Source organism: Marinobacter gelidimuriae (assembly GCF_000372805.1).
Taxonomy (GTDB): Bacteria; Pseudomonadota; Gammaproteobacteria; order Pseudomonadales; family Oleiphilaceae; genus Marinobacter; species Marinobacter gelidimuriae.
Map to the genome: position 1 here is coordinate 13,400 of NZ_KB889880.1, position 14,244 is coordinate 27,643.

At 55.3% G+C, this 14,244-nt stretch carries 13 protein-coding genes; 11 read left to right on the forward strand and 2 right to left on the reverse strand.

The features are described 5' to 3' along the window. The first annotated feature begins 98 nt into the window (after positions 1-98). From A3OI_RS0108230 to rdgC, 9 genes are all read left to right on the forward strand, one after another. A complete protein-coding gene (locus tag A3OI_RS0108230; protein WP_018403808.1) occupies positions 99-2,279 on the forward strand; it encodes a carboxy terminal-processing peptidase in 2,181 nt (726 codons plus the stop codon). A gap of 15 nt (positions 2,280-2,294) precedes the next feature. Further along, positions 2,295-3,635, forward strand: coding sequence for a TRZ/ATZ family hydrolase (locus A3OI_RS0108235; protein ID WP_018403809.1), 1,341 nt, complete (start codon positions 2,295-2,297; stop codon positions 3,633-3,635). Positions 3,636-3,696: 61 nt separating this feature from the next. Then, positions 3,697-4,485 carry a bifunctional 2-polyprenyl-6-hydroxyphenol methylase/3-demethylubiquinol 3-O-methyltransferase UbiG gene (gene ubiG, locus A3OI_RS0108240; RefSeq protein ID WP_018403810.1) on the forward strand — a complete coding sequence of 263 codons (789 nt, stop codon included), beginning with the start codon at positions 3,697-3,699 and terminating at the stop codon, positions 4,483-4,485. Then, on the forward strand, positions 4,475-5,140 hold the full coding sequence (locus A3OI_RS0108245; RefSeq protein ID WP_018403811.1) for an HAD-IA family hydrolase: 666 nt from the start codon (positions 4,475-4,477) through the stop codon (positions 5,138-5,140). Before ubiG ends, A3OI_RS0108245 begins: the two co-directional genes overlap by 11 nt. Before the next feature lie 80 nt (positions 5,141-5,220). Next, positions 5,221-5,970, forward strand: coding sequence for a YciK family oxidoreductase (locus A3OI_RS0108250; protein ID WP_018403812.1), 750 nt, complete (start codon positions 5,221-5,223; stop codon positions 5,968-5,970). After that, on the forward strand, positions 5,970-6,203 hold the full coding sequence (locus tag A3OI_RS0108255; RefSeq protein ID WP_018403813.1) for a glutaredoxin family protein: 234 nt from the start codon (positions 5,970-5,972) through the stop codon (positions 6,201-6,203). The genes A3OI_RS0108250 and A3OI_RS0108255 overlap by 1 nt, the downstream gene beginning before the upstream one ends. Before the next feature lie 12 nt (positions 6,204-6,215). Next, on the forward strand, positions 6,216-6,995 hold the full coding sequence (yaaA, locus tag A3OI_RS0108260; protein WP_018403814.1) for a peroxide stress protein YaaA: 780 nt from the start codon (positions 6,216-6,218) through the stop codon (positions 6,993-6,995). Between the two features lie 104 nt (positions 6,996-7,099). Next, the gene (locus A3OI_RS0108265; RefSeq protein WP_018403815.1) at positions 7,100-7,300 is read left to right on the forward strand and encodes a DUF2788 domain-containing protein; all 201 of its coding nucleotides are present in this window, start codon (positions 7,100-7,102) and stop codon (positions 7,298-7,300) included. A gap of 98 nt (positions 7,301-7,398) precedes the next feature. Continuing rightward, on the forward strand, positions 7,399-8,352 hold the full coding sequence (gene rdgC / locus A3OI_RS0108270) for a recombination-associated protein RdgC (protein ID WP_018403816.1): 954 nt from the start codon (positions 7,399-7,401) through the stop codon (positions 8,350-8,352). 28 nt (positions 8,353-8,380) lie between these two features. Here the strand turns inward: rdgC and A3OI_RS0108275 are convergent, their stop codons facing one another. Continuing rightward, entirely contained in the window at positions 8,381-11,119 is a 2,739-nt protein-coding gene (locus A3OI_RS0108275) for a bifunctional acetate--CoA ligase family protein/GNAT family N-acetyltransferase (protein ID WP_018403817.1), read from the reverse strand. Positions 11,120-11,301: 182 nt separating this feature from the next. Between A3OI_RS0108275 and A3OI_RS0108280 the strand changes: the two genes are divergently transcribed. Further along, positions 11,302-12,228 (forward strand): histone deacetylase family protein, encoded by a 927-nt coding sequence (locus A3OI_RS0108280; RefSeq protein WP_026224081.1) that lies wholly within the window; start codon positions 11,302-11,304, stop codon positions 12,226-12,228. Between the two features lie 63 nt (positions 12,229-12,291). Here the strand turns inward: A3OI_RS0108280 and A3OI_RS0108285 are convergent, their stop codons facing one another. Continuing rightward, positions 12,292-12,909, reverse strand: a complete 618-nt coding sequence (locus A3OI_RS0108285; protein WP_018403819.1) for an OmpA family protein — start codon at positions 12,907-12,909, stop codon at positions 12,292-12,294. A 282-nt stretch (positions 12,910-13,191) separates the two neighbouring features. Here A3OI_RS0108285 and pyrC point away from each other — a divergent pair, with 282 nt between their 5' ends. After that, a complete protein-coding gene (pyrC, locus tag A3OI_RS0108290) occupies positions 13,192-14,223 on the forward strand; it encodes a dihydroorotase (RefSeq protein ID WP_018403820.1) in 1,032 nt (343 codons plus the stop codon). The last annotated feature ends 21 nt before the right edge of the window (positions 14,224-14,244 follow it).

A 14,244-nucleotide genomic window follows, 5' to 3' on the forward strand; every position in this document is an offset into this window, starting at 1 on the left:
TAGCCAGGCGTGTAGCGCTTGCCTACAATCATTAAACGGGTCGCTGGTTGAACACCTTAGCCGCGGCCACCAGCATTTAACTCGGTCAGGTAGGTTCTATGTCCATTGTGGAAAGACTGTGCTCACAGCGCGTAGCCCGCAGCAAGCCCGTAAAAGCGTTGGCGCTCGCGATTTCGCTTTCCGTGTCTTTCGGGGCCGTCGCCAGCAGCGAGTCGCTCCAAAGCTATCAGCCGGTTGCGCCCACCATCGATCAGGCACGAGCCAACATACTGATTGCAAGGCAACTGCAGTTCACTCATTTTCGCGACTTGCGGGTTAGCGATGATTTGTCTGGCGACATCTTCGACACGTATCTGAAATATCTCGACGGCCAGAAGGTCTATCTGACCCAAGACGATCTGGACGGTTTCGTCGATATTCGAGATCACTTGGGTTCGGCCCTGCGCACCGGTAAGTTGCAGCCGGGATTCGATATTTACAATCTGGTGCAAAAACGGATCATCGAGCGTCTGCATTTTGCTCTGAACCTGCTGGACCAAGGCGTTGGCACCTTAGACTTCGGCAGCAACGACAGCATATTGCTAGACCGTTCTGACAGCGACTGGGTCGCTAATAGTGCCGGGCTAGACGAACTCTGGACCAAACGCATCAAAAACGCCGTGCTGGCTCAACGCCTGAACGGTAGCGACGACGACGCCATAACAGACACGTTGCGGCAGCGTTACGAAGGCCAGCTAAAGCGCGCTTACCAAGCCCGCAGCGAAGATGCGTTTCAGGCCTACATGAACGCCTTTGCCGGCATGTGGGACCCACACACATCGTATTTTTCACCACGCACCTCTGAAAACTTCAATATCAATATGAGCCTTTCGCTGGAAGGCATAGGTGCCGTGCTGCAAGGAGACAACGAATACACCAAGGTAGTGCGATTGGTTCCTGGCGGCCCGGCATTTCAGCAAGGCCAGTTGCAACCCGCAGACCGGATTGTGTCGGTCACCCAAGACGGCGAAACGCCGGTCAACGTGATCGGCTGGCGCCTGGATGAAGTGGTCGATCTGATCCGCGGACCGCGCAATTCCATAGTCACACTGGAAGTCATTCCGTCTGGCGCGGCCGATGAAACCATTACCAAAGCCATCGCTATCAAGCGCGATCAGGTCAAGCTGGAAGAACAAAGCGCCAGCAAAAAAGTGATAGAGCTCGATCGCAACGGTGAAACCTATAAGATCGGCGCCATTACCATTCCCACCTTTTACGCCGACTTCCAGGCCATGCAGGCCGGCGATCGCAACTATAAAAGCACCACCCGCGATGTGCGCAGGCTGCTTGGAGAACTTGAGGCTGAAGGTGTTGAAGGATTGGTCATTGATCTGCGCAACAATGGCGGTGGTGCCCTGCACGAAGCCAACGATCTGGTAGGGTTGTTTATAGACAGCGGCCCAACCGTGCAAATTCGCAACGCCAATAACGACGTGCAGATTCTGAACGATGAAGACCCAGAGGTTGCCTTCAAAGGGCCGATGGTGGTGCTGGTAAACCGAATGAGCGCATCCGCGTCTGAAATCTTTGCGGGCGCTATTCAGGATTATGGCCGCGGCCTGGTAGTGGGTTCCCAAACCTTCGGCAAAGGCACGGTACAAGCAGTTCGGCCGCTGAATCACGGCCAGCTGAAAATCACTCAGTCCAAATTCTACCGGGTTTCCGGCGGCTCAACCCAGCATAAAGGCGTTGTGCCCGACATCGAAATTCCGTCGCGCATCGATAATAGCCTTATTGGGGAAGATGCGCTGGACCACGCCCTGCCCTGGGACCAAATTGATGCTGTTGACCACACCCAGTATTTTGACTTCAGCAATATAATTGACGAGCTGCGCCTGCGCCACGATAAGCGCTTTGAAGCCAGCCCCGAGTTCAGCTTGCTACAACAGGAAATCGACTTTCTGAAACAGCAACGCCAGCAGAACTCCGTCAGCCTGAATATGGACGAACGCCAGCAACAGCATAAACAAATCGAACGCACCCGGCTGACCATTGCCAACGCCCGCCGTGAACTGCTCGGCGAAACGCCATTCGGCACCATGGAAGAACTGGACGACTGGCAGGACCTGCAGGCGGCCGACCTGAACTCCAACGATGAGGAAACCGATTTTGTTATCCGCGAAGGCGGACAAATTATGGCGGACATGCTTGAGCTGGACCGTCGAACAGCCGCGCTGCCGGCGATGGGCTCGCCCCTGACGGCCAAAGCACAAACTGTACGGGCGTCATCCGAGCTCTAACCGAAAGGCTGATTCATGACGGCAGAAACCATTGTAGCGGCGGATACCCGTATCAACGCCCGCTGGGTGATTCCCATCGAACCTGCGGATCAGGTTTGGCATCACCACGCGGTGATTGTGCAAGGCGGTCATATTGTTGCCGTATTGCCCCAGGCCGAGGCCGACACTCATTACCGCACTCGCGAAACCCTGAATTTGCCACATCATGTGCTGATGCCAGGGCTAATCAATTTGCACGGCCATGCCGCCATGTCGCTCTTCCGCGGCGTAGCTGACGATATACCGCTAATGACTTGGCTGAACGACCACATCTGGCCACTGGAAGGCGAATTTGTGTGCGAACAGTTTATTGCCGATGGCACCCAGCTGGCCATGGCGGAAATGCTGCGCACCGGCAGCACCACATTTTCTGATATGTATTTTTTCCCGGAAATTGCCGCCCAATGCGCCGCTGATGCCGGCATGCGGGCGCAAATCTGCTTTCCGCTGTTAGACTTTTCCACTTGCTGGGGCAGTGGCCCGGAAGAATACCTGCGCAAGGGCGAACAGTTAATCAATGCCTGGCAAGGCGACGAATTCATTATGCCCGCCATAGGCCCCCATGCGCCCTACACCGCTAACGATGACACTCTGGCTGGCGCCGTCGCTCTGCAGAAAAAGACCGGCGTGAAATTACAGATCCATCTGCACGAAACCGCACTGGAAGTGCAAAACGCCGAGCAGCACTCAGGCCAGCGCCCAGTCAGCCGAATGGCTCAGCTGGGCGTGCTGGGGCCAAACACCCAGTGCGTACACATGACCCAAGTTGATGACAGCGACCTTGAACACCTGTTGCACAGCGGCGCCCACGTTGTTCACTGCCCGGAATCCAATATGAAACTGGCCAGCGGCCAATGTCCGGTCCAGCGCCTGAGCAAGGCCGGTGTTAATGTCGCCATAGGCACCGACGGCGCTGCCAGCAATAACGACCTCGACCTGTTCAGCGAGCTGCGTAGCGCAGCGATGATGGCCAAACATCTGGCCGGTGACCCTGCCGCGCTTTCTGCCCATCAGGCATTGCGTATGGCCACCTTGCAGGGCGCAAAAGCCCTGGGCCGGGAACATGATCTGGGCTCGCTGGAAGCCGGCAAGTGCGCCGATATCATCGCCGTTGATCTCAGCGACCCGTTTTTACAGCCAGTGTACAACCCTGCTTCGCACCTGGTTTACAGCCTGCACGGTCGCGCTGTCAGCCACAGCTGGATCAACGGAGTGCCCCAGATACAAAATGGCGAACTAACACGCATTGATGTGCCCGACCTTATGCTGCGTGTGGCAGACTGGGCCGAACGCATTGGCCGTTATCAGGCCGGCTAAAAAAGCCAGCACGGCCAGCTGTATGTAACCGTATTTAAATCGCATCACCAGGCAGGCAAACATGACGACTCCTAACCCAGGCCGTAATTCAGATCACCCTTCAAATCACTCTTCAGATCGCTCCTCAGATTCCAGCGTGAACCACAATGTGGATCGTAACGAAATCGCCAAATTTGAGGCCCTGGCCAGCCGCTGGTGGGATCCCGGCAGCGAATTCAAACCCCTGCACGACATTAACCCGCTGCGCCTGAACTACATCGACGAACGCGTGTCTCTGCCTGGTAAAAAAGTCATCGACATTGGCTGCGGTGGCGGCTTGCTATCAGAAGGCATGGCCCGCCGTGGCGCCCACGTGACCGGTATCGATATGGGCGAAGCACCGCTAAGCGTGGCGCGCCTGCACGGGCTGGAAAGTGGTGTTCAAGTCGACTATCAGAAAATTACCGTGGAAGAATTGGCCCGCGACCCACAGCACGCAGGCCAATACGACGTTGTTACCTGTCTCGAAATGCTTGAGCACGTGCCAGATCCGGGCTCGGTCATTCGCGCTTGCGCCAGTCTGCTAAAACCCGGCGGCCATCTGTTTGTGTCCACCATCAACCGCAACCCGAAATCGTTTCTGTTTGCCATTGTTGGGGCTGAATATGTGTTGAGCCTGCTGCCCAAAGGCACCCACGAATGGAAAAAGTTCATTCGCCCGTCAGAAATGTCAGACCACCTGCGCAATGCCGGCCTGGATATTCGTGAACTGACCGGAATGACCTACAACCTGTTGACCAAAGTGTACAAGCTTGGGCGCAATGTCGATGTCAATTATATGATGCATGCAAAGGATGGCCGTGAAGCCTGAACTGACTCCTTCAGCGGTGCTGTTTGATCTGGACGGCACCTTGATTGACACCGCGCCGGACTTTGTCCGTGTTCTAAACCGCATGCGCACTGCCTACGGCCTTGACGAGTTGCCGGTGCCGTACATTCGCTGCATGGTGTCGAACGGCGCCCGTGGCATGGTCCGTGTGGGATTTGGGCTGGAGCCGGACGATGACGGCTACCAACAGAAACACACCGAATTCCTAGACCTTTACGAACAGGGCATGACCATAGACACCTGCCTGTTCGAAGGTATGGACAGCTTGCTGCGCAATTTAAAGCAGCGTGCTATTCCCTGGGGCATAGTGACCAACAAACCGATGCGTTTCGCGGCGCCCGTGGTGGCGGCCCTGGGCCTGGCGGAACGCTGTGGCACCTTGATTTGCCCAGACCACGTCAGCCAGCGCAAACCTCACCCGGAACCCATGCTTCTGGCCTGCAAAGAAGTGAATGTAGAGCCGCAAACGGCCATTTACGTAGGCGATCACCAGCGCGACATAGACGCCGGTATTAACGCCGGCATGACCACCATCGCCGTGCGTTACGGTTATATCGAAAAGCCTGAAGAAGCGGATCTATGGGGTTCTCACTATACCGTCGATAGCGTCAGCGAACTCGCAAAGCTGTTACAATAGTTCCCATTACGTACCGATACCGGCGGGCCAGTAACCTGTCGGATTTTGTCGTGCACTTTTGCCCTAAATGGAGACAGGTCATGCAGAATTACCAGGCCCCCGCCGACTTACTGAAAGATCGCATTATTATGGTCACCGGCGCCGGCAGTGGTATTGGCCGCGCAGCGGCTATCGCCTACGCCGCCCACGGCGCAACGGTGATACTGGTCGGCCGCACCGTGTCTAAACTGGAATCTGTGTACGACGAAATTGAAAACGCCGGTTATCCCAAGCCCGCCATCGTTCCCATGAACTTTGATGGCGCCGCCATGAAAGACTACGAAGAACTGGCGATGACCCTGGAAGACAATTTCGGCAAGCTCGATGGCCTGCTGCACAACGCCGCTATTCTGGGCGATCGTAGCCCGGTGGAACTGTCTGACCCGGAAAAGTGGGCCAAGGTGATGCAAGTCAACAGTATGTCACCGTTCCTGCTAAGCCGTGCGATGATACCGCTGCTGCGCAAGTCCGGTGATGCATCAATGATCTTTACCTCGTCTAGTGTAGGGCGTTCCGCGCGGGCCTACTGGGGTGCCTATGCAGTATCAAAATTTGCGGTAGAAGGGTTAAGCCAGCTATTAGCGGATGAGCTCGATGACGAGCGGAATAACATTCGCGTTAACACCCTGAACCCGGGTGCTACCCGCACCAACATGCGAGCCCACGCGTACCCGGCGGAAAACCCCCAGCAAAACCCGGCACCGGAAGAATTGATGCCCATCTACCTGTACCTGATGGGCCGCGACAGCGCAGGGGTTAACGGCCAGCAGCTAGACGCCCAGCCGAAGTAATGGAGCTGTCGTTCTACACCACCGCCCAGTGCCACCTGTGTGAACTTGCAGAGGCGCTATTGGTCAACACCCCCACGCCACAGCCAATACCCGTGAACGTGGTGGATATTGCCCAATCAGAGCAATTGGTCGCCCGCTACGGCACTCGCATACCGGTTTTACGCCGCAGCGACACCGGCAATGAACTGAACTGGCCATTTACCCAAGACCAGCTTCTTAGTTTTTTACAATGAGGTTTGCCTGACATGCTGATGGTTATTTCCCCTGCGAAAACTCTGGATTATGAAAGCCCGCTGGCAACCGACCACCATACCCAGCCCGACTTTCTAGAACCAGCACGGGAGCTGATTGACCAGCTCAAAGAACTGGAGCCGCACCAGGTCAGCAACCTAATGAGCATTAGCGATAAACTGGGGCAGTTGAACGCCGAACGCTTCAGCGACTGGAGCACACCGTTCACGCCCAGCAATGCCCGCCAGGCAATTCTTGCGTTCAAGGGCGATGTTTACACCGGGCTGGATGCCGAAAGCTTTAGTAACAGCGAATTTCAGTTCGCGCAAAAACACCTGCGCATGCTGTCCGGACTTTACGGGGTGCTCAAACCGCTCGATCTGATGCAGCCCTACCGCCTGGAAATGGGCACAAAATTTGAAAACCAGCACGGTAAAGACCTGTATGCGTTCTGGGGCGACACCATCACTCAAGAGGTCAATCGCCTGCTAAATGACGACGACGGCGTACTGGTGAATCTGGCGTCTAACGAATATTTCAAAGCGGTGCACAAGAAAGACCTTGAAGGACGACTGATCACCCCCAATTTTAAAGATCAGAAAAACGGCCAATATAAAATCATCAGCTTTTATGCCAAAAAGGCCCGCGGACTGATGTGCCGCTACGCCATACAAAATGGCATTACCAAGGCCGAAGACCTGAAAAAGTTCGATCTTGACGGCTACTACTTCAGCCCCGAGCAGTCTGATGCCAACAACTGGATCTTCCTGCGCGAGGAGCAAACCAAGGCCTGATTCTGCGGCTTAGCGGCCATAATCCAAATACTCTTTGCCCGGAGCGCTTTAAGCCGGAGCCAAAATGTCTATTGCTGAGTTTAAATCATCTAAGGAGCCTATTCATGAGCGAAGCGGTATTCTCGCAAATTTCCATGGCCGTTCTGTTGACCGGGCTTATGGTCTGGATGGGTTTTATTGTTTGGGATCTGGCCAAAAAGTCCAAAGCGGGGAAATTCGGCACCATTATGATGTTTACTATAATGGGTGCGGGCGTTCTGGGCTTTTTAATCAAAACCGTGCTGGTTGAAATCATCCAGCTATAGCGGCTCTATCTATTACAATTGAACCTTTTACAGTTCAACGTCTGCTTTTTATCTTCTACCCCTGCACGATCTGATTTTGACTCAAGGATGCTTCCAGTATGTGGTTTCGCAATGCCCGTGTTTTTCGTTTTACCAAACCCTTCAATATCACCACGGATGAACTGGAAGCAAAGCTCCAGGCAGACACGTTCAAGCCCTGCGGGCCTCAAGAAACCACTCGTCAGGGTTGGGTAGCGCCGCTGGGCAAACACGGCGAAACACTGGTGCACAGCGCCAATGGCTATCACCTGATTGCACTGCGCCGGGAAGACAAAATTTTGCCCAGCTCGGTGATTAAGGAACTGATGGAAGAGCGCGCCGAAGCCATTGAGATTGATCAGGGCCGAAAAGTACGCCGCAAGGAAAAAGACGAGCTGAAAGAGCAGGTCATGCTGGAAATGCTGCCCCAGGCGTTTTCCAAAAACCGTCGCAGTTTTGCCTATCTGGCACCGAAAGATGGCGTGATGGTGGTGGATGCAGGCTCGGCCAAACAGGCCGAAGAAATCGCCTCGGCGCTGCGCAAAAGCATCGGCTCATTGCCCGTGCGGCCACCCGCCGTGGAACAGGCGCCCATCTTCACCTTTACTGGCTGGCTGGATGAATCCATTGATTTACCGGCACAAGTTGAGCTGGGCGATGAATGCGAGCTAAAAGACCCAGCGGAAGACGGCGGCGTTGTGCGCTGCAAAGGTATGAACTTGCAGGCGGATGAAATTCAAAACCATCTTCAGGCCGGCATGCAAGTCACCAAGCTGGCCATTACCTGGGACGACAACGTGTCGTTCGTGCTCGACGAAGAGCTGGGCATTCGTCGCCTGAAGTTTGGTGAAACTCTTCAAGAACAACTGGAAAACGTTGACGCTGACGACGCCCTTGCGAAATTCGACGCCAGTTTTAATTTGATGACGCTGGAACTGGCTAAGCTGATCCCAGGGCTACTCGAAGCCCTGGGCGGCGAAGATCACTCGGCTTTAATAGATGGCGAAGACCGCCCTGCCCCGGTCAGCGATTAACCCCACAGCGGGCGGCGTGATTTGAAGATCAGTGGCCGCCCTTGTTTAATCTTTCCTTCTGCCAGTCTTTTTCAGGTTCGTTCAATACCAGGCTCAGGTCCATCACTTCCTCATCCTGATTGAACTTGATGTGGAAGCCCAGATGCTCGGCCAGGTTCAACATGGGCCGGTTGTCTGGCAGTACGTCCCCCACCATTTCCGAGGTACCACGGGCACGGCAGTAGTCGATCATTTTCCCCATCAGCGTCTTGCCCAAACCTTCGCCCTTCATTTTGTCGTGTACCATCACCGCAAACTCGCAACGCAAGTTATCTGCGTCGGTCCAGGTGCGCACGGTGCCCAAGGTTTCTTCGCCGTCTTCGCGGGGCGCGTTGGCAATGAACACCATCTCGCGGTCGTAATCGATCTGCACCATCTGCGCCACGTCTTCGCGGGAAAAATGCTTGCGATACTGGAAGAACCGATAGCGAATAGACTCCGGTGACTGCAGTTCGTGAAACACCCGGTGGGCAGGCTCGTCTTCTGCAAGTACCGGCCGAATAATCACTCGGCGGCCAGACCTTGGCAGCACTATCCACTCCTCAAGCTCCCGCGGATAAGGCTGAATGATCGGTTTACCCGGCTCTTCAGACAGGTTGATTGCCACATTAACGGCCACCGCGCCTTCGTCGTTAAACAACAGCGGCGAAATTTCCAGCCCCTGAATCTCCGGAATGTCGATCACAATTTGCGACAGCGTCACCAGGGTTTCCGACACAGCGCGAATATCGTGCTCCGGTTTCAGACTGTGTTCCTTCAGGAGCTTGTACATATAGGTGCGCCGTAAAAGCTCGCGCGCCAGCACCATATTCAACGGCGGAAATGCAATCTGTCGGTCGGTCATGACGTTGATCTGGGCGCCCGCAGCGCCGCACACTACCAAGGGGCCGAACAGCGCATCACGGGTAATGCCCACGCTGAACTCAATCCCGCCCACATGCTGGTAGGAGAACTGCACCGCAAAACCCAAAAAACCGCTTTCCGGAAAATGCTTGCCGTATTCCTCCAACAAGCTCTGACAGCCATCAATAATGGCTGCCTCGCTGTTAAGTTTGGGCATGGTGCAATTGTAGCGTTTTTGATTGGGACTGTAGGGCTGAAACGGATGGCAGGCCTGCTCGTGCACCAAGGTAATATCCATGGGCCGACGCTCTACCGAGAATGCCCCCAGTACCTCATCCACATCGTCGCAAAATAGTGTGTCTATAGCGCGAATGTTATAATCGCTCAGCACGCCGCGCGCTTCTTCATTGGTCAAATAATGACGCCCGGCACGCAACGCGTTCACGATCACCCGGCGGGTTTTGCTGTGGTCTGACAAATGATCGGTAAACGATTCCGGGGTTTCTGTCAGCAGGCGCTGCACCCGCTGATGACGCACATGCTGCATAAACGCCATCACCGCTTTTTCCGGGTTAAAGAACGACGGCACGCCGGCGCGATAGAATTCCTCACGGGAATCCATCACCGTGCTCTGGCCCAGCCAACAGGTAAATACGTTCAGCCGCGTGCCCTTCATGGCCTGGATCACCGAGTTGGCAATCTCGCGGCTATCGCCGGTCAGGCTTGGCGCGTACATCACCAACACGTTCGCAAGCTCCGGTTCTTTCGACAGAATCTTCAGTACTTTGGCGTAAAGCTCCGGCGACGCGTTGTATCCCAGGTCAATAGGGTTGCGGCGCGTCCAATACGGTGGCAGCAACTCTGCCAACGCCTCAATGGCCGACTCCGATAACGTGGCGAGCTCCCCACCCAGATACGCCAAACGGTCTACTGCCAGCACGCCCGGCCCAACACCGTTGGCCATCATAACCAACGATTCACGGCGCAGAGGCTTCATGCGCGTCAGCGTTTCCAGAGCATCAAACATCTGCCCCAAGCCATCTACCCGCAGCACACCGGCGCGCTTGAGCATGGCATCGTAGATGGGATCGCTGTGTTTGATGCCGGCCGGCAGTTCGTGAACGAACCATTCCGATTCCGGCACCCGGCCAGACTTCAGGGCAATAACCGGTTTTGTGCGCGACGCTACCCGCACCGATGACATGAAACGGCGCGGGTTAGGCACGTTCTCAAGGTGCAGTAAAATGGCGCGAGTACGGGTGTCTTGGGCCAGGTAATCGATAAGATTGTCATGGTCGATGCCCATGCCATCGCCCAGGGTCAAAAAATACGAAAAGCCAACACCGCGGGCAAAGGCCCAATCCAGCACCGCGCTGGCAATGGTGCCCGACTGGCCAACAAAAGCCACCCGACCCGGAATGGCACCCATGTGGGCGTAGGTGGCGTTCAACTTGCGTGCCGGCACCATCAGCCCGATGGTGTTGGGCCCTAGCACCCGAATTCCACTTTCACGAGCGGCGTCGCGTACCGAATACATCAATGGCCGGCCGGTTTTGCTGTGGCTGCGCGACATACCACCGGTCATCACAATGGCGGTACGCGCACCGGCCTTGCCCAAGCGCCGAATCATTTTCGGTACGGTTTTCGGCGGCGTACAAATAATCGCCAATTCCGGCACAAACGGCATGTCGGCAACACTTTTTGCGCAGGCCACGCCGTGCACGTTGTCGTAATTGCTCGGGTTCAGAACCAGCAGCTTGCCAGGGTAATCGCCTCCCAACAGGTTGCGCAGAACCATACCGCCCAGGTTGTCAGCCCGTTCAGAAGCACCCACCACCACTATAGACTCGGGATTAAACAGGCTTTCCAGGTATCGAGTGCTCAAGCGCAGGCTCCTTAGTAATCGGGATCACACGAATCAGTGTATCTTAGGCGCTGTTTAATTAATGTAAAACGTCAATTGGCGCAATTTTGACCAGGGTTAAGGTTAGACCAAAGAAAAACCGCAACCAATTTTTTCCTGATATGATAAAAAATACAATAAACCAGCGGGGCAGCCAACGTATTATGACCACGGCCTTTTTTTCCCACGACGACTGCAACAAACACAACATGGGCCCAGAGCACCCAGAACGCCCTGAGCGCATGGTCGCCATTCAGAGTTACCTGGCAGACACCGCGCTCGACCAGGATCTTGACTACGTTCGCCCGGATGAAATTACCCGCGATCAGCTGCTGATTGTTCACCCGGAAAGCTATCTGAAGCAGCTCGACATGATGCAGCCAACCCGTGGCCGCGTGTTCACTGACCCAGACACCGCGATGATGCCCGATACCCTGCGCGCTGCGCGCCTGGCGGCCGGCGCCAACATTCAAGCGGTTGATATGGTGATGAGCAGCCAAGTCACCAATGCGTTCGTGTGCGCCCGCCCACCTGGCCATCACGCCGAACGCAGCAAATCTATGGGTTTCTGTTTTTACAACAACGTGGCCCTGGCGGCCATGCGTGCACTGAGCTTCCATCGCCTGGAACGGGTTGCGATTATTGATTTTGACGTTCACCAGGGCAACGGCACCGTAGACATTGTCGGCGGTGATGAACGCATTCTTATGTGTTCAAGTTTCCAGCACCCGTTTTACCCGCACACTCATGTGCACCGCCAGGCTGAAAACATCATTAATATTCCACTGCCGGCGGATTGCTCAGCACTGGATTATCGCAACGCTGTGGAAGCTGGCTGGCTGAAACGGCTACAGAAGTTCAAGCCACAACTGGTACTGATTTCTGCCGGATTTGATGCGCACAAGCTGGATCCGATGGGCGAATTCAATCTGGAAACTGAAGATTTTCGCTGGTTGACCGAAATGCTGGTCAGCGTTGCCAAAGACCACGCCAACGACCGGATTATCTCGTCGCTGGAAGGTGGGTATCATCTAAAGGCCCTGGCGGAAAGCGTAGCCACCCATCTGGAAGTGCTGCACGCCGTAAAATGAATCAGAGCAAGCCTTGCGCGCCGCTGTTAACCGCCGCCATTAGCCTGCTTAATTAACCGGCCATCAACCAGCACCAGGCTCAGATATGGCGCTGGCCTGCTGCCATTGTGTGCTATCGCCCTCACGCTCCATGCGAATAACAACGCGCCGGTTTTGCGCCGGGTTTCCGGAGGCCGCGAATTGGTCACCGTGGGCGCGCACTATAATTCTGCTTCCCTCAACACCCTGGCTTTTCAGGTAGCCCGCCACCGCATCGGCGCGGTCTTGCGCCAGTTTCCGGTTGTCAATCCGGCTTCCCGTTCTGTCGGTATGGCCGTCCACCAATACCCTAGTCACCGTTGAATCGGCCAGTACATAGGCCACAACCTGATCCAGGCTGCGCCTGTCGGCATCGTTCAACGCCACACTGGCCGAAGAAAACAGAATACGGGAACCCTGCAACTGATCAAAATTGGCCGGCAACAGATTACCTGCACAGGCGAGATAACCTTGAAATGGCGAAGCGAAGTTGATGTTCGACACGTGTACCAGCGCACACTCAAAGACCGACTCCGACAAATACCACTGGCTGTTTTCGATGCCCGCGCCAAAGCTGGTTGCCAGCGCAGGCGCGCTCAGTAAAGGGCAAACCATCAAGGCTGCCGGCAAACAACGGGTTAACAATTGCGTTCGCAACGTCATCGATCACTACCTTTAGGAGTCTTCGTGGCCACACGGGTTGGCCGTTCAACGCTCGGTTTCCTTAGGTATCGGCCAGTCGCTTTGCATCTTTAGGTCGCCACCCATTTTTATAACGCGGCCGTTGCCATCAAGGTCCCTTGAGTAAAACAAACCGCGCAACCTTCTGTTATGCTATTGTCAATTTTTCGGCGCCGCAGCGTATCTTTCGCGCATAGCATCTTTCACCTTTTGCATCTTTCACGTTTTAAAACGCATCGGTTTTTTAATGAGTGGCTCGCAATCATGACCCAGAAACTGACGATTACCCGCCCCGACGACTGGCACCTGCACGTTCGTGACGGCGCTATATTGAATGACGTGGTACCGAATACCGCTGCGGTATTCGGTCGCGCTATTATCATGCCCAATCTGGTACCGCCGGTGACCACTGCCGACCAGGCGTTGGCCTACGCCGAGCGTATTCGCAGCGCGGCCGGTAACAGCCATTTCGAACCGTTGATGACCTTGTACCTGACCGAAACCACCACGCCAGAGTGCGTGCGACAAGCCAGGGCGCAGGGCGTAGTCGCTGCCAAACTGTACCCGGCCGGAGCGACCACCAACTCGGATTCCGGTGTAACCGATGTGGCCAACATCTTTCCGGCACTGCAGGCCATGGCCGATTGCGGCATGCTGCTGCTGGTACACGGCGAAGTAACCAATGCCGACATCGACATTTTTGATCGTGAAAAAGTATTTCTGGAGCGGGTTCTGGCGCCGACACTGGCGGCGTTTCCGAACTTGAAAGTGGTTTTAGAGCACATCACCACCGCAGATTCCGCCGACTTCGTGCGTCAGCACCAAGGCGACAATCTGGCGGCCACCATCACCCCCCAGCATCTGATGTACAATCGTAACCACATGCTGGTTGGCGGTGTAAGGCCTCACTTGTACTGCCTGCCCATTCTTAAGCGCAATCGCCATCAACAGGCGCTGCGAGAAGCAGTGGCCAGCGGCGACAAACGGTTTTTTCTGGGCACCGATTCCGCACCCCACGCCAAAGACCGCAAAGAAACGGCGTGCGGTTGCGCCGGCTGCTACTCGGCGTTTGGCGCTATCAGCCTGTACGCACAAGTATTTGAAGAGTTGGGCGTGCTGGATAAATTTGAAGCTTTCGCCAGTTTCAACGGTGCCGATTTTTATGGCCTGCCGCGTAACACAGACACCATAACCCTGGTACGCGAGCCCTGGACCATGCCTGATGAGCTGCCGCTAGCCGGTGGCAGCATCGTGCCATTGAGCGCCGGTGAAACCATTTACTGGCGCCTGGCGTAATCCTTCATTACATTATCTTTT

Excerpts from the sequence above, each read along its gene's own strand:
- A3OI_RS0108230 (WP_018403808.1), top strand. The coding sequence starts at position 99 with ATGTCCATTGTGGAAAGACTGTGCTCACAGCGCGTAGCCCGCAGCAAG.
- ubiG (WP_018403810.1), top strand. The coding sequence starts at position 3,697 with ATGACGACTCCTAACCCAGGCCGTAATTCAGATCACCCTTCAAATCAC.
- A3OI_RS0108235 (WP_018403809.1), top strand. The coding sequence starts at position 2,295 with ATGACGGCAGAAACCATTGTAGCGGCGGATACCCGTATCAACGCCCGC.
- A3OI_RS0108255 (WP_018403813.1), top strand. The coding sequence starts at position 5,970 with ATGGAGCTGTCGTTCTACACCACCGCCCAGTGCCACCTGTGTGAACTT.
- yaaA (WP_018403814.1), top strand. The coding sequence starts at position 6,216 with ATGCTGATGGTTATTTCCCCTGCGAAAACTCTGGATTATGAAAGCCCG.
- pyrC (WP_018403820.1), top strand. The coding sequence starts at position 13,192 with ATGACCCAGAAACTGACGATTACCCGCCCCGACGACTGGCACCTGCAC.
- A3OI_RS0108250 (WP_018403812.1), top strand. The coding sequence starts at position 5,221 with ATGCAGAATTACCAGGCCCCCGCCGACTTACTGAAAGATCGCATTATT.
- A3OI_RS0108265 (WP_018403815.1), top strand. The coding sequence starts at position 7,100 with ATGAGCGAAGCGGTATTCTCGCAAATTTCCATGGCCGTTCTGTTGACC.
- rdgC (WP_018403816.1), top strand. The coding sequence starts at position 7,399 with ATGTGGTTTCGCAATGCCCGTGTTTTTCGTTTTACCAAACCCTTCAAT.
- A3OI_RS0108285 (WP_018403819.1), bottom strand. The coding sequence starts at position 12,909 with ATGACGTTGCGAACGCAATTGTTAACCCGTTGTTTGCCGGCAGCCTTG.
- A3OI_RS0108280 (WP_026224081.1), top strand. The coding sequence starts at position 11,302 with ATGACCACGGCCTTTTTTTCCCACGACGACTGCAACAAACACAACATG.